The organism is Rhodospirillum centenum SW (assembly GCF_000016185.1).
In the GTDB taxonomy this organism is placed as follows: domain Bacteria; phylum Pseudomonadota; class Alphaproteobacteria; order Azospirillales; family Azospirillaceae; genus Rhodocista; species Rhodocista centena.
This window is the reverse complement of sequence record NC_011420.2, coordinates 2,476,541-2,494,273: the sequence shown is the minus strand read 5'-3', so window position 1 is coordinate 2,494,273 and position 17,733 is coordinate 2,476,541. Positions and strand designations below refer to the sequence as shown.

Sequence of the window (17,733 nt, the reverse complement as noted above, 5' to 3'; positions counted from 1 at the left end):
CGCCGGGCGCGGTCCCGGTCCGGGGTCAGCCCAGGGCGAAGCGCAGCCACTCGCAGGCGCTGTCCGTGGCCCGGCGGGCGGCGGGGATGAAGGCGATCAACTGGGGGAAGTTGTGGACAAGTCCCGGCTCCATCCGGGCCTCCACCGGCACGCCGGCCGCCTTCAGCTTCTCCGCCAGCGCCGGCACCTGATCGGACAGCGGGTCGAAGCGCCCGGCCGTGACGAAGGTCCGCGGCAGCCGCCCGAGATCGTCCGAGCGCATCGGGCTCGCCATCGGTTCGGCCATGCGGGCCTTGTCGGGGAAGTACTGGTCCATGAACCAGTCCATCAGGGACTGGGTCAGCAGGAAGCCGCTGGCGTAGAGCGTGGCCGAGGGATAGGCCTCCGCCTTGTCGGCGGCCGGGTTGATCAGCCAGAGCGCGGCCGGCGGCCGGGGGCCCGTCACGCCGGCCAGCGCCGCCACCAGCGCCAGTGTGCCGCCGGCGCTGTCGCCGCCGATGGCGAGGCGGGCGGGATCGGCGCCCAGCATCTCCGCCCGCGCCGCGGCGTCGGCATAGGCGGCCACCGCATCCTCCGCCGCGGCGGGGTAGGGGTGCTCCGGCGCCAGCCGGTACTCCACCGACAGGACCCGCGTCACCGACTTGGCGGCGACGTAGCGCAGATAGGGGTCGTGGCTCTCCAGATCGCCGACGACATAGCCGCCGCCGTGGAAATAGACCAGCAGCGGGCCGGGCAGCGGCGCCCGGTCGGGCGTGTAGAGCCGCGCCCGCAGCGGCCCGGCCGCCCCCGCCAGCGTCAGGTCGCTGGTGACGACGGTGCGCGGCGGTTCCACCTCCGAGGCGGGGCGCACCGCCTCGCGGAAGGCGCGGCGGGCGGCCTCCACGCCGGACTGGCGGCCGATCTCGTCCAGGGCGGGCCGGCCCGACTTCTCCAGAAGCACCAGCAGCGCCGCCACGTCCTCGTCCAGGCGGTTGCCGGCGATCTCCACCGGCTGCACCTTCAGCAGCGTGTCGCGCATGGCCGAGGGCAGCATCAGCATGCCCTTGGTGACCAGCTTCTCCATCTGCGCCTTCATGCCAACCCCCGTCGGATATGCTCTCGGATATGCTCTTGGATGCGCTTTCGGTTCTGCGTCGGAAGGGGCCGGGCCGCGGGCGGCCGGTTTCCCTGGCTTTCCTTGACCCTAGCGCGACGGCCGACCTAGAGTAAACGCTCCAGGCCGGGGACGCCCTGGGGTGGCCCGGGACCCGGTTCTTCCCCGTCGCCGTTCCGCCGCCCGCCGTTCCGCCGTCCGCAGTTTCGACGCCCGCAGTTTCGACGCCCGCAGTTTCGACGAAGGCCCGATGAAGGACAGTGCCGCGAAGTGCCGCGCCGCCGGCCCGCCAGAACCGGAGCGGTCCGAGCCGCCCGAGCCCCCCTGCGCGCCCGCCCGGCGCGGCACCGCCCGTTCCGGCCGCACCCGCGATGCCATCGTCGATCTGGCCATCGGTCTGTTCAACGCGCGCGGCACCTCGGCGGTGACGACCAACCATATCGCGGCGGAACTGGGCATCAGCCCCGGCAACCTCTACTACCATTTCCGCAACAAGGAGGAGATCGTGCGCGCCGCCTACGGGCGGTTCGGCGAGGAATGCCGCGCCCTGCTGGAGACGCCGGTCACCGGCGGGGCGGTGGAGATCTTCCGCCACTACACGGCCGGCACCTTCGACCTGATGCTGCGCTGGCGCTTCTTCTACGAGGACATGGCCGAGCTGTGCCGGCGCGATCCCGATCTCGCCGGCGACATGGCGGACCTGCAACGCCGCTTCGTGGCGCATCTGGCGGAGACGCTGTGCCGGCTGCGGCGCACCGGAATCGTCTCCGAAGGGGTGGCGGACCTCGACCTGCGGCTGCTCGCGGACAATATCTGGCTGGTGTCCCGCGGGTTCTGGGAGTTCGCCCGCAACGGCGCGCCGGAAGGGTTCCGGCCGGAGGAGGCCATCCGTGACGGGGTGCGCCACATCTTCGCGCTGGCCCGGCCCTGTCTGACGCCGCCGGCGCGGCAGGCGCTGGACCGCTCGCTCGCCCGCGACGGCGGCTGAGCGTCCGCCCCCCGCGGGACCGGACAGGCAGGCGGTCCGGACCGGGCCCGGCAGGACGGGGGAGGGAAGCATGGCGACGGTGACGGAACGGGCGGCAGGACGGGTCGCCTACGCGGTGGGGCAGGCGGCGCGGGTGGGCTGGTTCTTCGGCCAGTACGCGCTGGCGGCCCGCCTGGGCGGCAACCGCCCCGATCCCGACGCGCGGCCGCCGGGGCCGTTCCCCTCCACGGCGGAGGTGCTGGCCGACCTGCGCGGCCTGCTGCGGCGCGACTGGCGCAACATCGAGGCCGGGCTCTACCGCATGCCGCACGATCTGGTGGGCAATCCGCGCCGGCTGCTGGCGGACGCCGCCCGCTTCCTGCGCGACGTGCCGGAGGTGCAGCGGCGGCGGCGCAGCGGCGGCAATGCCGAGGTGTTCCGCGCGCCCCTGCCGGGATCGGAGAAGCTGCCCCGCTACTACCGCCAGAACTTCCACTTCCAGACCGACGGCTACCTGTCCGACCGCTCCGCCCGGCTCTACGACCATCAGGTGGAGGTGCTGTTCGGCGGCGGGGCGGACGCCATGCGCCGGCAGGTGCTGGTGCCCGTGGCGGAGCATCTGCACGGCCGGCCGGTGCGCGACCTGCGCCTGCTGGACGTCGCCGCCGGCACCGGGCGCTTCCTCACCTTCGTCAAGGACAACTGGCCGCGCCTGGACGTCACGGCGCTGGACCTCAGCGCCCCCTATCTCGCCCAGGCGCGGCGCACCCTGGCCCCCTGGTCGCGGCACCACGCGGTGCAGGCCCCGGCGGAGGCGATGCCGTTCCCCGACGCCAGCTTCGACGTGGTGACCTGCATCTTCCTGCTGCACGAGCTGCCGCGGAAGGTGCGCGCCCGGGCCGCGGCGGAAATGGCGCGGGTGTTGAAGCCGGGCGGCCTGCTGGTCGTGATGGACAGCCTCCAGACCGGGGACAAGCCGCGCTTCGACGCGCTTCTGCGGCTGTTCCCCGTAACCTTCCACGAACCCTATTACGGCGACTACGTGGCCCGGGACTTCGCGCCCCTGTTCACCGCCCAGGGGCTGGCGGAGGAGCGGCGGGATCTCGCCTTCATGTCCAAGCTGGTGGCCTTCCGCAGATCCGCGGCCCCTGTCGCGGGGTCGTAACGTCGCAGGGCTTCGAATCCAAGTTAAGGGATGGCGGGGTTGAGGAGAGAGGCGAGGTAGTCGTCCGACCATCCTGCCATTTTTCGGCGCGTCTTGAGCGACTTTCGGTCGTTGGCTGCGCGGATGAGGTTGAGGGCGAAGTGGCGGACGACGGCCATGTTTTTGGCACCGTGGCCGGTTCGCAAGCGCGAGAGATCGTCCTTGAAGAGGACGTCGAGCACCCAGTGCAGCCTGTTCTCGATGCCCCAGTGCCCGCGGACGGCGTCGGCGGCGCGTTCGGCGGTGAGCGGGGCGGAGGAGATGAAGTAGCGGGTGTCGGTCCGCGTCCGGTCGCCGATGTGGGCTGTGGTGTGGACGCGGACGATGGCGGCGACGTCGGGCAGGCGCATCTCCCCAGGAAACCGGCGCGTGCCGGAGAGCCAGTCGACCTCACGGATCACGCTCACGTGGCGTTCTTCGACCCGGCCGTGCCCCTTGTCGAGGTCGTGGTGGTGGTCGGCGCCGTCGCCGACGGCGAACGCCACCTCGAGCTCCGCGCGCAGCGTGGGCTGGTTGGCCTTGACGGCGAGGAGGTAGTCGGCGCCCTGGCCCCGGATCGCGGCGGCGATGGTCGGGTTGGTGGCGATGGCGTCGATGGAGACGAGGGCGCCGGCCAACCCGCCGTTCTCGCCGAGCCGGTCGAGCAGCACCGGAATCGCCGCAAGCTCGTTGGCCTTGTCGGGGACCGCCTCCTGGGCGAGCACCAGGCGGGAGGTCGTCGCGAAGGCGGATACGAGGTGGATCGGCGCGGTCCCGGCGCGGCGGTCGTGGCTACGCCGCGAGGTCTTGCCGTCGATGGCGACGAAGTCGGCCCGCCCCGGAAAGGTCGCACGTACCCACGCGGTGAAGGCGGCCGAGAACAGCGCCGGATCGATCCGGTTCATCAGGATCGTCAGCCACCGCTCGCCGGGAACGCCGTGCGCGTAGGGCAGATGCCGACGCAGGAACGGCAGGTGCGCCGCACCCCAGGCCGCGATGTTCTCGTAGTCGTCGCAGTCCGCCATCGTGCCGCACACCACCAAAAGCAGGATCTCCGGCAGCGGATGCAGGATCCGCCGCTCATCCCGCGGGTCCTCTATCCGGCTGAAATGCTCCAAAAGCACCCGAAGCCGCGACTTCGAACCCCAATCGTCCTCGTCCATGACGCCGATCCCGTGCCGTCCGATAACACCGGCCCACAGAATCAGCAGTTCCGCAATCTGTCACCCGCTGTCACATGAGTTCAGTGCCCTGCGTAACGTCGCCGCCACATTGCGGAAGCCCGGGCGGGCGTATACCTTGGCCGCCGGTCGTCCGGACCCGCAGCGCAGCGGCATGGTTCCGTCTTGGCAGGGCGGAGCGGTGCGGGGCGGGACGCGACGGCGGGCGCAGCGTTCTTCGGCAAGGGAGCAGGGCCGGCGCATGTCCGGACAGGAGATCGAGCTGAAACTGCGTCTGCGGCCGGAGGATCTGCCCCGGCTGCGGGCCGCGCCGGTGCTGTCCGGGGGCAAGGGCCGCGCCGTCACCCGCGAGCTGGAGACGGTCTATTTCGACACCGCCGATCTTCGCCTGCACGGCCAGGCGCTGTCGCTGCGGGTGCGGCGGCAGGGCCGGCGCTACGTGCAGACCCTGAAATCGGCGGCGGAGACGGCGGGCATGGCGCTCGCCCGCGGCGAGTGGGAGGCGCCGGTCGCCGGCGCCGCGCCGGACCTGACGGTCCTGCCGGAAGGCAACCCCCTGCCGTCGCTCGGCCCGCTGGACGAGGACGAGCTGCGGCCGGTGTTCGAGGCCCGTATCCGCCGCACCGTCCGCACCCTGGTTCCCGCCGAGGGGCAGGAGGTGGAGGTCGCCATCGACCAGGGCGAGATCCGCACCGCCGACGGGCAGGTGCTGGCGGTCCACGAGATCGAGCTTGAACTGAAGAACGGCAGCGATCCCCGCAGCCTCTACGAGATCGCGCTGGCGCTCAACGCGGTGGCGCCGCTGCGGGTGGAGACCCGTTCCAAGGCGGAACGCGGCTATGCGCTGGCGGCCGGGGCCGTGGACGGCCCGGTGAAGGCCACGAAGCTGGTGCTGGGACCGCAGGAGACGGTCGAATCGGCCATGGCGCGCATCGTGCGCCACTGCATCGACCATCTGGTCGCCAACGAGGCCTGCGCCCTGGCCGGCGACAATCCGGAGGGCATCCATCAGGTGCGGGTGGCGCTGCGCCGGCTGCGCTCGGCGCTCCAGCTCTTCCGCGACTACCTGCCGCCGGCGCAGTACGCGGCGCTGGCGGACGAGGTGAAATGGCTGGCCGACGCCTGCGGGCAGGCGCGCGACTGGGACGTCTTCCTGGGCGCGCTGCTGGCGCCGGTGGACGCGGCCTTTCCCGGCGAGCCGGCCTTGCGCGCGCTGGACGCGGCGGCGCGGCGCTGCCGCGCGCTGGGCTACGACCGCGCGGCGGAGGCGATCCGGTCGCCGCGCTACACCGCCCTGCTGCTGCGGCTGGGCGCCTGGGTGGACGGGCGCGGCTGGCGCGACCAGCCGGTCAGCGAGACCTCCGCCGCGCTGCTCTCCCCCGTCCAGGCCGCCGCCGACCGGCTGCTGGACGGGCGCCACCGGCAGGCGCGCAAGCGCGGCCGCCGCTTCGCCACCCTGGTGCCGGAGGCCCGGCACCGGCTGCGCATCGCGCTGAAGAAGCTGCGCTACGCCGCCGACTTCTTCCGCGGGCTCTACGATCCCAAGGCGGTGAAGAAGTACGCCGACGATCTGGCCGAACTCCAGGACGCGCTGGGCCATCTCCAGGATGTCGCCACCGTCCACAAGCTGATCGGGCAGGTGGAGGCGGAACTGGGCGCCGACGCGCCCGAGGGCTGGCGTCAGGGCGCCGGCATGGTGCTGGGCTGGCACGGCCGCGGGCTGCAGAGCCTGGAACCGCGGCTGGTCCGCGACTGGGAGGCGTTCGCGGAAACCCGGCCCTTCTGGTCAGAGCCCCCGAAGCTGGGGTAGGCTCACGGCCCATGCGCTCCATCCTCGTCGCCAACGTGAAGGGCGGTGTCGGCAAGACGACGATCGCCTCCCACCTCGCCGCGGCCTTCGCCACGGCGGGCTCCCGCACCGTGCTGGCGGAGGTGGACCGGCAACGCTCCTCCCTCGGCTGGCTGGAACGCCGGCCGCGCACCGCCGCCGCCATCCTGGGCATCGACTGGACGAAGGAGATCGGGGAGCCGCCCAAGGGCGTGGACCGGCTGGTGATCGACGCCCCGGCCGCGATGCGGGCGAAGGACGTGGAGCAGCTGGTGCGCGAGGCGGACCTCGTGGTGCTGCCCGTGCTGCCCGGCGCCTTCGACGAGGCGGCGACCGCCCGCTTCCTGGGCAAGCTGGACGAGCTGAAGGCCATCCGCAAGAACCGCATCCCCGTCGCCGTCGTCGGCAACCGCCTGCGCCCGCGCACCAGGGCGGCGGAGCGGCTGGACCGCTTCCTCTCCGGCGTCGGCCATACGGTGGTGGCGCGGCTGCGCGACAGCCAGCTCTACCCCGACCTCGCCGACAGCGGCCTGACCCTGTTCGACCTCACCAGCAAGCGCGCCGCCGAGGTCCGCGCCGACTGGACCCCGCTGCTGGACTTCATCCGCAGCCTGGACTGAGGGGAGGGTCAGGGTGAGGTGCCGGCTTCCCCGGCCCCGGTCCCGGCCCCGGTTCCGATCTGCGGCGGCGGGGTGTCGCTCGACAGCTCCTCGCCTTGGGCCTGCGACCTCCAGGCGATGCCGACAAGCTCCCGGATTCTCTCGACGATCGGCTTCGCGTCCTCGCCGATCTTGCGCATCAGGACGGAGGCGTCCGCGATCATGCCGTAGACGCGGTCGAAGTCCGACATGCGCTTGTGCAGTTCGGACTGGAGGGATTCCAGCTTCCGGAGCAGGCGCTGCCGGAACCGCTCCTCCAGGGAGTCCGAGGCGGCGATCAGGCCCCGCAGCTCGTTGATGATGTTCTGCGCCCGCTCGATGTCGCCTTCGGTCAGGGTGTAGCCCGGCGCGGTCCGCAGCAGGGCGCCGGTCCTGCGCCGTATCTCCATGACCCTGATGTCGGTCATCTTCCGCTGCACGGCGGCGGAGATGAACTCCATGTATTTGTCGATCTTCTCCATGTTCGCCTGCGCCGACGCGGCGAACTCTATCTCGCCTGTGATGATTTCCCCGATGTTGCGGGTGATGGTGGTGCAGACAGCGTATATCTGTATGAAGTCGTCGTAACGATCCGTATTCCATTCCCGCACAGGCTGGGCGCCGCCATGCAGGATCGCCGACTTCCGGAGTGCGGGCCAGATTTCGACGCACTGGCTGAGAGCGAGCCAGGGATCTTCCGGAAGGCTCTCGATCCAGGCATCGTCGATCATTTCTACTGGCCGTCTACGCTGTGGCGGAATTCAAGGTATAGAAGAACGTCCCGCCACCTTCAACGAAGTCCGGTCTCCGGATCGCGTTCCGTTTGTTTTCCGTGCTGGTTCCTCGCGTCTGCCGGCCGGCGCCGGGCCGGCTTGTGCCGGCGGGACGGCGATACCATTATCATGGTACGCACATGATCCTGGAGACTGACATGGCGATGGTTGAGCGTGCGACGGAGCGGGTTACTGTACTGATGACGCCGACTGAGCGGCAGTCGCTGGAGCGCAAGGCGGCGGCGGCCGGCGTTACCATCAGCGACCTTGTGCGCCGATCGGTCGACGGCTACGACCCCGACGCTCAGGAGGAGATGCGCCAGCTTGCGGCGCTGGCGGTCGAGCTAGACCAAAGCAACCGTGCGGCGGCTCGGGCGCTGGATGACGCCTTGGAAGCGGTCGCCGCGACGTTGGCCGAGGTCGGCAGTCGGAGGCGCGCATGACCGTGCTGAAGGACATCCTTGCGGGCCTGAAGACGGCTATTGAGCTGAACGGGAAGGTCGTTGCCGTCAGCGACGGCGTCAAGGCGCTGGCAGAGGAGGTGCGCGACATGGACCGGCGGCTGGTCCGCGTCGAGACGGTGATCGAGATCGCCCGGCCGGCGGAGGGAGCCGTCCTCCGGATCGCGGACCGGGGCCGCGGTGATGACAGGACCTGACGCCGGCCCTGACCGGGATGCCGCTCAGGGGGCCAGCCGGGCGTAGACGTCGCCGCCGCCATCCTCCGGCCGGCGGGAGCGCAGCCATTCGTTCAGCTCCGCCGGGCCGACCCAGTAGGGCAGTTCCCAGTCCAGGCTCTCGCCGGCGCTGGCGTTGAAGACGTAGCGGCCCAGCGCCGCCAGCCGCCAGAGACAGGCCGAGGCCAGATCCGGCAACTCCGGCAGATATTCGAAGGACAGTGCGGGCAGGGGCTGCGACAGCCCGGCCAGCACCTCGGCCTCCGCCCCCTCCACGTCGATCTTGGTGAAGACGGGCAGGCCGTGCTCGGCGATCAGCCCGTCCAGCGTGCGCACCCGCACCTGGGCCGTGGCGTCCCAGTGCTCCTGCGGGAAGCGGGGCGAGCCGCCGATCCGTGCCGCCCATGCCCCCGACAGGGTGGAGAGCGTGGGGTTGCGCCGGTTGATGCGCAGCTCCGCCTGCCCGTCGGCGGCCCCCAGGGCGCAGTCCAGCAGCACCACGTTGCGGTCGCGCCCGTGCAGCCCGCGCAGCAGCAGGGCCAGATCCGGCTGCGGCTCCACCGCCACGACGCGGGCGCCCAGGCTGCGGAAGGCGCGGATACGGTCGCCGGCATGGGCGCCGATGTCGAAACAGAGATCGCCCCGGCCCGCGAACTCGGCATAGAAGGCGCGCAGGCGCCGCGCCTGATGCGGGCGTGCCCGGTAGATCAGCAGCGATCGGACAAGGCCGAACAGGCGGGCGGGGTCCAGGCGCATTCCCGGGCGACGGGCTCCGTCGGGGGGGACCCGCGGGGCGACCCCCGGCGGGCAGGTTCCCGGAGCTTGGCCGAGCCGGGACGCCACGGCAACAGCGCGGGCGGACAGGGGGGCTGGTCGGGGGCGGCACCGCCCGCGGCGCGGTCAGCCCCGCCGGGCGTGCCGCCGCCGGCTGGCCGGGCGCGCCCGGCCCCGCTAGGGTGCGCCGCATGCCGCCCGGACCCTCGCTTTCGCCCCCGCTTCCGTCTTCGCAGCCGCCCGTGCCGCCGCAACCGCCGCCGCCGGCCGGCGGCGGGAAGCCGCTGTCCGTCAATCTGCGCGGCGTGCTCTGGATGCTGCTGTCGGCGCTGGGCTTCGCCTGCATGGGGGCGGTGGTCAAGCTGCTGGGCGGGCGGCTGGACGCCATGCAGATCGTCTTCTTCCGGGCCGCGGTGGGGGTGCTGGCGGTGCTGCCCTTCATCGCCCGCGCCGGCTGGGCCACGGCCTGGCCGCGCTACCCCGGCCGGCATCTGGTGCGCGGCCTGACCGGGCTTGCGGCCATCGTGTGCAGCTTCTACGCCCTGACGATGCTGCCGCTGGCGACCGTCACCGCCATCACCTTCGCGCAGCCCCTGTTCATGATCGTCATCGCCGTGCTGTTCCTGGGCGAGACGGTGCGCTGGCGGCGCTGGACGGCCACCATCGTCGGCTTCCTGGGCGTGCTGGTGATGCTGCGGCCGGGGGCGGGGATGGTCGAGTGGGCGGCGCTGGCCGCCCTGGGCAACGCCCTGTTCGTCGCCGCCTCGGCGGCCCAGGTGAAGGCGATGCCCGACGACGACCGCGAACTGACGCTGCTGCTCAGCTTCCAGGTGGTCTCCGCCATCGCCCTGGTGGGGCCGGCCTGGCTGGTCTGGGTTCCGCCGACGCCGGCGGAGTGGCTGCTGCTGGGGCTGCTGGGGCTGCTCGGCGTCGGCAGTCAGGCCGCCGTCATCCGCGCCTACCGGGTGGGGGCGGAGGCCAGCTTCGTCGCCCCGTTCGACTATGTGCGCCTGCCCGTGGCGGCGGCCCTGGGCTTTTGGATCTTCGGGGAGGCGGTGGACGGCTGGACGGCGGCGGGGGCGGCGATCATCGTCGCCAGCACGCTCTACATCGCCCGGCGCGGCGGCCGGCTGGCCGCACCCGCCCCACGGGGCTGAACCCCGCGGGAGCGGCAGGTTCCCGCCCTCATGTCCCCAGCGTGACGGCCGTGCGGGCCAGCGCGATCGCCAGCGCCCCCGCCACCAGCACCGTCAGTGGCCGGCGCAGCTTCAGGTACCAGAGCGGGGCCGCCCCGGCCAGGGCGGCGCGGAAATCGCCGTAGAGCATGCCCACGAAGCCGGCCAGCAGGAAGGTGATCTGCGCCGCGAAGCCGCTCAGGAACAGGGCCAGCCAGCCGATCAGGGCGGGCACCGTGCTCCAGCCCAGCCGTGTCCAGTCCATGCTGGCGGGCGGGTCCTCCTCCGGATCGGCCACGGCCGGAGCGCCGAAGCCGGCCAGCGCCAGACCCCAGTGCACCCCGCCCAGGAAGCTCAGGATCGCCACCCCGTAATACAGCATGTACTGGAGGGCATGGGCGGCATGGGGGGCGGGCAGCAGCCAGCCGCCCAGCGCCCCGGCATAGAACGGGATCAGCCCGGCAAGCCCCAGCCAGACGGCGGGGGCGGGCACGTCGCGGAACGGCCCCGAGCGGACGGTCCGGACAGGGGCGGCGGGGGCGGTCGTCTGCGTGGTCATGCCTGGGTCGGAGTCCTGTTCATGCCGGACCCGGACGGTCCCGCCCGTCGCCGGGGGCCGCGGGTTCATGGTCGATGACCGGGCCGTCGGCCACCTCGTCAGCGTCGGTGCGCTCCACCCCCTGGTCGGCCAGCCAGGCGCGGGCGCGCTCGTAATGCTCGGGCCGCAGATTGTCGCGCACCGTCTTCAGCGCCAGCATCAGCACGGTGGCGTCGTCGGTATAGCCCAGCAGCGCCACGAAGTCGGGCATGAAGTCGATGGGCGCGATGAAATAGGCCAGCGCCCCCAGCAGCACCGCCTTCGCCGCGGGCGGCGTGCGCGGATCGGTGGCGGCGTTGAAGGCGGCCGCCGCATCCTCCACGAAGGGGACGCGGGCCAGGGTGCCGCGCAGCTTGCGCCAGAACTGGCGCAGCACCAGACGGCGGTCGCGCTCCAGCTTGATCGGGTCGATCCGCAGCGCCTCCTCCGCGAAGGCGGCGCCGGGACCGCTGTCGGGTCCGGTGTGGCTCATGCTTCCAATATGGGGCGGGACGGGGGCGCAGGGAAGCGTCTGCCCCCAGGGCGGATGCGGCGGGGTCCGGCGGTTGCGGCGGCCCCGGCCGGGGGTCTATCAGGGCCGCAGGCGGCCGCGCCGACGCGGCGGCAGACGATCAGGGAGGAAACCCCATGGATGTGAAGGGTATGGCGGCGCTGGTCACGGGCGGCGGTTCGGGCCTGGGGGCGGCCACGGCGCGCCGGCTGGCCGCGGCCGGGGCGCGGGTGACGGTGCTGGACGTCAATCTCGGCAATGCCGAGGCGGTGGCGCGGGAGATCGGCGGCTTCGCCGTGCTGTGCGACGTGTCCAGCGCGGAAGGGGCGGCCACGGCCATCGCCGCGGCGCGCGACCGGCACGGGCCGGCCCGCATCGCCGTGAACTGCGCCGGCATCGGCACCCCGGCCAAGGTGCTGGGCAAGGAAGGGCCGCACAGCCTGGACCTGTTCCGCCGGGTGATCGAGGTGAACCTGATCGGCACCTTCAACGTGCTGCGGCTGGCGGCCGACGACATGCAGCGGCTCGACCCGCTGGCGGACGGGGAGCGCGGGGTGATCGTCAACACCGCCTCCATCGCCGCCTTCGACGGGCAGATCGGTCAGGCGGCCTACGGCGCCTCGAAGGGCGGCGTCCATGCGCTGACCCTGCCGGCGGCGCGCGAACTGGCGCGCTTCGGCATCCGGGTGGTGACCATCGCCCCCGGCCTGTTCCTGACGCCGATGATGCTGGGCCTGCCGCAGGAGGCGCAGGACAGCCTCGCCGCCTCCGTCCCGTTCCCGCCCCGGCTGGGCCGGCCGGAGGAATATGCCGACCTCGTCCACTTCATCTGCACCAACACCATGGTGAACGGCGAGACCATCCGCCTGGACGGCGCCCTGCGCATGGCCCCGAAGTGATCCGCACCGCCTGACGCTCCGGCCCCGGAGTCAGGCCGGGATGCCGGCCGACGGTCGGCATTTTCTGGACACGGATGAACACGGATTTCCGCGGATGAACACGGACAGGGGGTATCCCCTTATCCGTGCCATCCGTGCGCCGGCGCAGCCGGCATCCGTGCCATCCGTGTTTCCAGGCCCCAGGGGACCGCGGCGCATCGCTGTCCAGGATGGATCGCCCACGGCCGGTATTTCAGGAACGCGGATGAACACGGATTTCCACGGATGAACGCGGATAGAGGATATCTGCTTATCCGTGCATATCCGTGCGCCGGCGCAGCCGGCATCCGTGCCATCCGTGTTTCCAGGCCCCAGGGGACCGCGGCGCATCGCTGTCCAGGATGGATCGCCCACGGCCGGTATTTCAGGAGCGCGGATGAACACGGATTTCCACGGATGAACACGGATAGAGGATATCTGCTTATCCGTGCATATCCGTGCGCCGGCGCAGCCGGCATCCGTGCCATCCGTGTTTCCAGGCCCCAGGGGACTACGGCGCATCGCTGTCCAGGATGGACCGCCCACGGCCGGTATTTCAGGAACGCGGATGAACACGGATTTCCACGGATGAACACGGACAGGGGTTCTCCCCTTATCCGCGCCCTCCGTGCGCCGGCGCAGCCGGCATCCGCGCCATCCGTGTTTCCTGGCCCCAGGGGACCGCGGCGCATCGCTGTCCAGGATGGACCGCCCACGGCCGGTATTTCAGGAACGCGGATGAACACGGATTTCCACGGATGAACACGGACAGGGGGTATCCCCTTATCCGCGCCATCCGTGCGCCGGCGCAGCCGGCATCCGTGCCATCCGTGTTTCCAGGCACCAGGGGACCGCGGCGCATCGCTGTCCAGGATGGATCGCCCACGGCCGGTATTTCAGGAACGCGGATGGACACGGATTTCCACGGATGAACACGGACAGGGGTTCTCCCCTTATCCGTGCATATCCGTGCGCCGGCGCAGCCGGCATCCGTGCCATCCGTGTTTCCAGGCCCCAGGGGACCGCGGCGCATCGCTGTCCAGGATGGATCGCCCACGGCCGGTATTTCAGGAACGCGGATGAACACGGATTTCCACGGATGAACGCGGATAGAGGATATCTGCTTATCCGTGCATATCCGTGCGCCGGCGCAGCCGGCATCCGTGCCATCCGTGTTTCCAGGCCCCAGGGGACTACGGCGCATCGCTGTCCAGGATGGACCGCCCACGGCCGGTATTTCAGGAACGCGGATGAACACGGATTTCCACGGATGAACACGGACAGGGGGTATCCCCTTATCCGTGCCATCCGTGCGCCGGCGCAGCCGGCATCCGTGCCATCCGTGTTTCCAGGCCCTACGGGACTCTGGAGCGGCGGGCCGGTCAGAGGGCGGGCTGGGCCGGCCGCCTACTCCTGTCCCATCCGCAGCGCCGCGATGAAGGCGCTCTGGGGGATTTCCACCTCCCCGAACTGGCGCATGCGCTTCTTGCCTTCCTTCTGCTTGTCCAGCAGCTTGCGCTTGCGGCTGATGTCGCCGCCGTAGCACTTGGCCAGTACGTCCTTGCGCAGCGCGGCGATGGTCTCGCGCGCGATCACGCGGCCGCCGATGGCCGCCTGGATCGGGATCTTGAACAGGTGGCGCGGGATCAGGTCCTTCAGCCGCTCGCAGAGCTGGCGGCCGCGGTATTCGGCCTGGGTGCGGTGGACGATCATGGCCAGCGCGTCCACCGGCTCGTTGTTGACCAGGATCGACATCTTCACCAGGTCGCCCTCGCGGTAGCCTTCCAGCACGTAGTCGAAGCTGGCATAGCCGCGGGAGATGGACTTCAGCCGGTCGTAGAAGTCGAACACCACCTCGTTCAGCGGCAGCTCGTAGACCAGCATGGCGCGGCCGCCGACATAGGTCAGGTCCTTCTGGATGCCGCGCCGTTCGGTGCAGAGCTGCAGCACGCCGCCCAGATACTCGTCCGGCAGCATGATGTTGGCCTTGATCCACGGCTCCTCGATCCGGTCGATCTTCACCGGGTCGGGCATGTCGGCCGGGTTGTGCATCTCCTTCATCGTGCCGTCGTTCATGTGCATGCGGTACACGACGGACGGTGCGGTGGTGATGAGGTCGAGGTTGAACTCGCGCTCCAGCCGTTCCTGGATGATCTCCAGGTGCAGCAGGCCCAGGAAGCCGCAGCGGAAGCCGAAGCCCAGCGCGGCCGAGCTTTCCATCTCGAACTGGAAGCTGGCGTCGTTCAGCGCCAGCTTGCCCAGGCTTTCGCGCAGATCCTCGAAATCGGCGGCATCGGTCGGGAACAGGCCGCAGAACACCACCGGGATGGAGGGCTTGAAGCCCGGCAGCGGCGTCGGCGCCAGACGCTTCTCCTCGGTGATGGTGTCGCCCACCTTGGTGTCGCGGATGTCCTTGATGGCGGCGGTGACGAAGCCCATCTCGCCGGGCCCCAGCCTGTCCACCAGCATCTTCTTCGGTCCGAAGATGCCGACGCGGTCCAGCTCGCGGGTGGCGCCGGTGGCCATGAAGCGCACCTTCTGCCCGGTGCGCAGCTCGCCGTTGACGACGCGCACCAGCACGACGACGCCCAGATAGGCGTCGTACCAGCTGTCCACGATCAGCGCCTGCAACGGCGCCGCCGCATCGCCCTTGGGCGGCGGCAGGCGGGTGACGATCGCCTCCAGCACGCCGTCGATGTTGATGCCGGACTTGGCCGAGACCTCCACCGCGTCCGAGGCGTCCAGCCCGATCACGTCCTCGATCTGCTGCTTCACCCGCGGAACGTCGGCCGCCGGCAGGTCGATCTTGTTCAGGACGGGGACGATCTCGTGGTTGGCGTCGATCGCCTGATAGACGTTGGCGAGCGTCTGCGCTTCCACGCCCTGGCTGGCGTCCACCACCAGGATGGACCCCTCGCAGGCGGCGAGCGAGCGCGAAACCTCGTAGGCGAAGTCCACATGGCCCGGCGTGTCCATCAGGTTGAGCTGATAGATCTCGCCGTCCTTGGCCTTGTAGTTCAGGCGGACGGTCTGCGCCTTGATCGTGATGCCGCGCTCCCGCTCGATGTCCATGTTATCGAGGAGCTGGGCCTTCATCTCCCGCGCCTCGATGGCGCCGCAGAATTCGATCAGCCTGTCCGCCAGCGTGGACTTGCCGTGATCGATATGCGCGATGATGGAGAAATTGCGGATGCGGGAAAGATCGGTCATGGAACGGGACTGCCTCCGAAAGCCGCTGCAACATAGGGGCTGCGGCCCGGCTAGGCAATGGCGGCCCGCGCGGGTCGCCCCCGCCCTCGCTCCGGCCGCCCTGCTGGCGGGCGTCGTCCTTCTCGCGCCGCTGCCGGCCGCGGCGGCCCCTGCGGACGGGGCGGCGGTGCCGCGGGGTGTCTGGATGATGCAGAACGGCAAGGCGGCGGTGGAGTTCTTCGCCTGCGGACCGTCGCTCTGCGGCCGGCTGGTCTGGGGCCGGCCCGACCAGTATCCCGACGGCGTGGCGAAGGACCGGCGCAATCCCGACCCGGCGCTGCGCGACCGCGACCTCTGCGGCCTGACTGTGATCTGGGGCCTGGAGCGGGACGGGGCGGACGACTGGACCGGCGGCCGCGTCTATGATCCCAGCAGCGGCGAGACCTACCGCGCCCGTGTCCATGTCGAGGGGCCGGAGCGGCTGCGGGTGCGCGGCTATGTCGGCATCCCCTGGTTCGGTCGCAGCCAGACCTGGCAGCCCGCACCGCCCGACCTGCCGCGCTGCACCCCGACCGCGGGCGGCGCGGACTGACCCACCCGGACGGAGGGGGCAGGACGACGGGGCACGCGGGGCTGTCACCGGGCCGGACTGTCACCTGACTGTCATGAGGGGCTGTTAGAACGGGGGAACCGATGCAGAAGCGGGCCCCCCATGCCGGATACCGTTCCCGTCCCGCCGGAGGCGGGCTGCCATCCGCCGGATTTCTCGCACGCTGCCGCAGCATCGCCCGCTGCCCTGCTGGGGCTGGTCTCCGGCCTGCGTGACTGCGTCGCGGCGGAAGCGGCGGCGGTCCTGGCCGGGTGGGGCGACCGGGTGGAGCGCCGGGCCTTCCGCCTGTCCGCCGCCAACTTCGCCGACTATCTGGCGCTGCGCCGGCATGACCTGCGGCCGTTGCAGACGGCGCTGATGCCCTGGGGCCTGTCCAGCCTGGGCCGCTGCGAGGGGCGCGTGCGCGCCAACCTGGACGCCGTGGCGGCGGCGCTGGCCGCCATCGCGGGGGCGCCGCGGCCAGGCGACTTTCCCGGACCGCGCCGCTATTTCCGCGGCGAGCGCCTGCTGGCGCGCAACGCGGTCGAGCTGTTCGGGCCACGGCCCGATGGTCCCCGGCAGGTCCGCATCCTGGTCACCCTGCCGCCCGAAGCGGCGACCGACCCCGCCCTGATGCGCCGGCTGGTGCAGGCGGGGACGGATGCCGTTCGGATCAACTGCGCCCATGACGGTCCCGATGCCTGGGGCCGCATGATCGCCAACCTGCGCGGGGCCGAGGCCGCCACCGGCCGGCGCGTGCGGGTGCTGATGGATCTGGCCGGGCCGAAGGTGCGCACCGGCAGCGTCCTGACCCCGGCCGGCGACCGCCGCATCGGCATCGGCGACCCGCTGCTGCTGACCGCCGCCGCCCGCTTCCCGCGGCGCGACGCGCCCCTGCATCAGGCGACCTGCACCATCCCGGCCGTGCTGGCCTGTGCCCGGCCCGGCCACCGGGTCTTCATCGACGACGGGCGGGTGGGCGCCGTCGTCACCGCCGCCGGGCCGGACGGGCTGCTGCTCCGGGTCGAGCACGCGCCGCCCGACGGGCACCGGCTGAAGCCGGAGAAGGGGCTGAACTTCCCGGACACGGAACTGGGGCTGGCCGCCCTGACCGACGACGACCGCGCGGACCTGGACTTCGTGGCCGCGCACGCCGACCTGATCGGCTACAGCTTCGTGCAGTCGGCCGAGGACGTCCACGCCTTGCAGGAGGAGCTGCGCCGCCGCCGTCCGGACGACTGGCGGCGCCTGGGGCTGGTGGCGAAGATCGAGACGCCGCGGGCGGTGCGCAACCTGCCCGGCATCATCGTCGCCGCGGCCGGCCGGCAGCCCTTCGGCATCATGATCGCCCGCGGCGATCTGGCCGTGGAGCTGGGCTTCGAGCGCACCGCCGAGATGCAGGAGGAGATCCTCTGGCTGGCCGAGGCGGCGCATGTCCCCGTCATCTGGGCGACCCAGGTGCTGGAGACGCTGGTGAAGAAGGGCCTGCCGACGCGCGGGGAGATGACCGACGCCGCCATGGCCTCGCGCGCCGAATGCGTCATGCTGAACAAGGGCGAGCATGTGGCCGAGGCGGTCGCCGCGCTCGACCGGCTGCTGGGCCGCATGGCCGGGCACCAGATGAAGAAGACCCCCCGGCTGCGCGCCCTGCTGAGCTGGTAG

General features: G+C 71.4%; 17 protein-coding genes. 10 read left to right on the top strand and 7 right to left on the bottom strand.

What is annotated here, in order from left to right:
* Positions 1-25 precede the first annotated feature (25 nt).
* The gene (locus RC1_RS11605; protein WP_012567585.1) at positions 26-1,075 is read right to left on the bottom strand and encodes an alpha/beta hydrolase; all 1,050 of its coding nucleotides are present in this window, start codon (positions 1,073-1,075) and stop codon (positions 26-28) included.
* Positions 1,076-1,343: 268 nt separating this feature from the next.
* Between RC1_RS11605 and RC1_RS20165 the strand changes: the two genes are divergently transcribed.
* Complete coding sequence (locus RC1_RS20165; RefSeq protein ID WP_012567584.1) at positions 1,344-2,081, top strand: TetR/AcrR family transcriptional regulator; 738 nt, start codon at positions 1,344-1,346, stop codon at positions 2,079-2,081.
* 70 nt (positions 2,082-2,151) lie between these two features.
* The gene (locus RC1_RS11595; protein ID WP_012567583.1) at positions 2,152-3,225 is read left to right on the top strand and encodes a class I SAM-dependent methyltransferase; all 1,074 of its coding nucleotides are present in this window, start codon (positions 2,152-2,154) and stop codon (positions 3,223-3,225) included.
* A gap of 23 nt (positions 3,226-3,248) precedes the next feature.
* Here RC1_RS11595 and RC1_RS11590 read toward each other — a convergent pair whose 3' ends face one another.
* The gene (locus RC1_RS11590; protein WP_012566211.1) at positions 3,249-4,406 is read right to left on the bottom strand and encodes an ISAs1-like element ISRce1 family transposase; all 1,158 of its coding nucleotides are present in this window, start codon (positions 4,404-4,406) and stop codon (positions 3,249-3,251) included.
* A 259-nt stretch (positions 4,407-4,665) separates the two neighbouring features.
* Between RC1_RS11590 and RC1_RS11585 the strand changes: the two genes are divergently transcribed.
* Positions 4,666-6,234 (top strand): CYTH and CHAD domain-containing protein, encoded by a 1,569-nt coding sequence (locus RC1_RS11585; RefSeq protein ID WP_012567582.1) that lies wholly within the window; start codon positions 4,666-4,668, stop codon positions 6,232-6,234.
* Between the two features lie 11 nt (positions 6,235-6,245).
* On the top strand, positions 6,246-6,872 hold the full coding sequence (locus RC1_RS11580) for a ParA family protein (protein WP_012567581.1): 627 nt from the start codon (positions 6,246-6,248) through the stop codon (positions 6,870-6,872).
* Positions 6,873-6,880: 8 nt separating this feature from the next.
* On the opposite strand, the gene RC1_RS11575 is transcribed toward RC1_RS11580, so the two are convergent.
* Positions 6,881-7,621 (bottom strand): hypothetical protein, encoded by a 741-nt coding sequence (locus tag RC1_RS11575; protein ID WP_012567580.1) that lies wholly within the window; start codon positions 7,619-7,621, stop codon positions 6,881-6,883.
* Between the two features lie 200 nt (positions 7,622-7,821).
* Here RC1_RS11575 and RC1_RS11570 point away from each other — a divergent pair, with 200 nt between their 5' ends.
* Together RC1_RS11570 and RC1_RS11565 are read left to right on the top strand one after the other, a co-directional pair.
* Complete coding sequence (locus RC1_RS11570; RefSeq protein WP_148213438.1) at positions 7,822-8,106, top strand: plasmid mobilization protein; 285 nt, start codon at positions 7,822-7,824, stop codon at positions 8,104-8,106.
* On the top strand, positions 8,103-8,321 hold the full coding sequence (locus RC1_RS11565) for a hypothetical protein (RefSeq protein WP_012567578.1): 219 nt from the start codon (positions 8,103-8,105) through the stop codon (positions 8,319-8,321). The genes RC1_RS11570 and RC1_RS11565 overlap by 4 nt, the downstream gene beginning before the upstream one ends.
* Positions 8,322-8,345: 24 nt before the next feature.
* Here RC1_RS11565 and RC1_RS11560 read toward each other — a convergent pair whose 3' ends face one another.
* On the bottom strand, positions 8,346-9,095 hold the full coding sequence (locus RC1_RS11560) for an FkbM family methyltransferase (RefSeq protein ID WP_012567577.1): 750 nt from the start codon (positions 9,093-9,095) through the stop codon (positions 8,346-8,348).
* A 260-nt stretch (positions 9,096-9,355) separates the two neighbouring features.
* Between RC1_RS11560 and RC1_RS11555 the strand changes: the two genes are divergently transcribed.
* Positions 9,356-10,270, top strand: coding sequence for a DMT family transporter (locus RC1_RS11555; protein WP_012567576.1), 915 nt, complete (start codon positions 9,356-9,358; stop codon positions 10,268-10,270).
* Between the two features lie 28 nt (positions 10,271-10,298).
* On the opposite strand, the gene RC1_RS11550 is transcribed toward RC1_RS11555, so the two are convergent.
* Together RC1_RS11550 and RC1_RS20815 are read right to left on the bottom strand one after the other, a co-directional pair.
* Complete coding sequence (locus tag RC1_RS11550) at positions 10,299-10,847, bottom strand: DUF3429 domain-containing protein (protein WP_012567575.1); 549 nt, start codon at positions 10,845-10,847, stop codon at positions 10,299-10,301.
* A gap of 19 nt (positions 10,848-10,866) precedes the next feature.
* Positions 10,867-11,358 (bottom strand): YkvA family protein, encoded by a 492-nt coding sequence (locus RC1_RS20815; RefSeq protein WP_012567574.1) that lies wholly within the window; start codon positions 11,356-11,358, stop codon positions 10,867-10,869.
* A gap of 155 nt (positions 11,359-11,513) precedes the next feature.
* Between RC1_RS20815 and RC1_RS11540 the strand changes: the two genes are divergently transcribed.
* Positions 11,514-12,275, top strand: coding sequence for an SDR family NAD(P)-dependent oxidoreductase (locus RC1_RS11540; protein WP_012567573.1), 762 nt, complete (start codon positions 11,514-11,516; stop codon positions 12,273-12,275).
* A gap of 1,425 nt (positions 12,276-13,700) precedes the next feature.
* On the opposite strand, the gene lepA is transcribed toward RC1_RS11540, so the two are convergent.
* Positions 13,701-15,503, bottom strand: coding sequence for a translation elongation factor 4 (lepA, locus tag RC1_RS11535; protein WP_012567571.1), 1,803 nt, complete (start codon positions 15,501-15,503; stop codon positions 13,701-13,703).
* On the opposite strand from lepA, the gene RC1_RS20810 reads away from it, so the two are divergent.
* Together RC1_RS20810 and RC1_RS11525 are read left to right on the top strand one after the other, a co-directional pair.
* Positions 15,502-16,074 (top strand): DUF2147 domain-containing protein, encoded by a 573-nt coding sequence (locus tag RC1_RS20810; RefSeq protein ID WP_012567570.1) that lies wholly within the window; start codon positions 15,502-15,504, stop codon positions 16,072-16,074. The genes lepA and RC1_RS20810 overlap by 2 nt on opposite strands.
* Before the next feature lie 120 nt (positions 16,075-16,194).
* Positions 16,195-17,733: a pyruvate kinase gene (locus RC1_RS11525; RefSeq protein WP_012567569.1), complete on the top strand. Its 1,539-nt coding sequence runs from the start codon at positions 16,195-16,197 to the stop codon at positions 17,731-17,733.

Bases quoted from the DNA above. Each gene is read 5' to 3' on its own strand.
- RC1_RS20165 (WP_012567584.1), top strand. From the start codon at position 1,344: ATGAAGGACAGTGCCGCGAAGTGCCGCGCCGCCGGCCCGCCAGAACCG.
- RC1_RS20810 (WP_012567570.1), top strand. From the start codon at position 15,502: ATGGAACGGGACTGCCTCCGAAAGCCGCTGCAACATAGGGGCTGCGGC.
- RC1_RS11595 (WP_012567583.1), top strand. From the start codon at position 2,152: ATGGCGACGGTGACGGAACGGGCGGCAGGACGGGTCGCCTACGCGGTG.
- RC1_RS11580 (WP_012567581.1), top strand. From the start codon at position 6,246: ATGCGCTCCATCCTCGTCGCCAACGTGAAGGGCGGTGTCGGCAAGACG.
- RC1_RS11560 (WP_012567577.1), bottom strand. From the start codon at position 9,095: ATGCGCCTGGACCCCGCCCGCCTGTTCGGCCTTGTCCGATCGCTGCTG.
- RC1_RS20815 (WP_012567574.1), bottom strand. From the start codon at position 11,358: ATGAGCCACACCGGACCCGACAGCGGTCCCGGCGCCGCCTTCGCGGAG.
- RC1_RS11605 (WP_012567585.1), bottom strand. From the start codon at position 1,075: ATGAAGGCGCAGATGGAGAAGCTGGTCACCAAGGGCATGCTGATGCTG.
- RC1_RS11525 (WP_012567569.1), top strand. From the start codon at position 16,195: ATGCCGGATACCGTTCCCGTCCCGCCGGAGGCGGGCTGCCATCCGCCG.
- RC1_RS11565 (WP_012567578.1), top strand. From the start codon at position 8,103: ATGACCGTGCTGAAGGACATCCTTGCGGGCCTGAAGACGGCTATTGAG.
- lepA (WP_012567571.1), bottom strand. From the start codon at position 15,503: ATGACCGATCTTTCCCGCATCCGCAATTTCTCCATCATCGCGCATATC.
- RC1_RS11590 (WP_012566211.1), bottom strand. From the start codon at position 4,406: ATGGACGAGGACGATTGGGGTTCGAAGTCGCGGCTTCGGGTGCTTTTG.
- RC1_RS11540 (WP_012567573.1), top strand. From the start codon at position 11,514: ATGGATGTGAAGGGTATGGCGGCGCTGGTCACGGGCGGCGGTTCGGGC.
- RC1_RS11585 (WP_012567582.1), top strand. From the start codon at position 4,666: ATGTCCGGACAGGAGATCGAGCTGAAACTGCGTCTGCGGCCGGAGGAT.
- RC1_RS11550 (WP_012567575.1), bottom strand. From the start codon at position 10,847: ATGACCACGCAGACGACCGCCCCCGCCGCCCCTGTCCGGACCGTCCGC.
- RC1_RS11575 (WP_012567580.1), bottom strand. From the start codon at position 7,621: ATGATCGACGATGCCTGGATCGAGAGCCTTCCGGAAGATCCCTGGCTC.
- RC1_RS11570 (WP_148213438.1), top strand. From the start codon at position 7,822: ATGGCGATGGTTGAGCGTGCGACGGAGCGGGTTACTGTACTGATGACG.